Origin of the sequence: Vibrio sp. 10N.222.54.A3, from assembly GCF_041474095.1 — a bacterium.
Classification (GTDB): Bacteria; Pseudomonadota; Gammaproteobacteria; order Enterobacterales; family Vibrionaceae; genus Vibrio; species Vibrio crassostreae_C.
Genome location: NZ_JBFRTN010000179.1, coordinates 1 through 215 on the forward strand (window position 1 = coordinate 1; position 215 = coordinate 215).

Genomic DNA, 215 nt, shown 5'->3' on the forward strand with positions numbered 1-215 from the left:
CTATTACTGTCACCGGTACTAACGATCTCCCAATTGCCAATGCAGACTCTGGGGCGGTTCAAGAGAACAGCACCGTAACCGTAGATGTATTGGATAACGACACCGATTTAGACGATGGTGCGACCTTTACCTTAGACAATGTGAGCTCGGACAAAGGTCTGGTGACCATCGTTGATAATAAACTAGTGTTTGAAGTGACTGGCGAAGATTTTGAT

Annotated in this window: 1 protein-coding gene; it reads left to right on the forward strand. The window is 45.6% G+C overall.

Translation table 11 applies throughout. The features are described 5' to 3' along the window. Positions 1-215 (forward strand): Ig-like domain-containing protein (locus AB4507_RS22830; protein ID WP_372183482.1); only part of this gene is annotated, 215 nt, incomplete at both ends.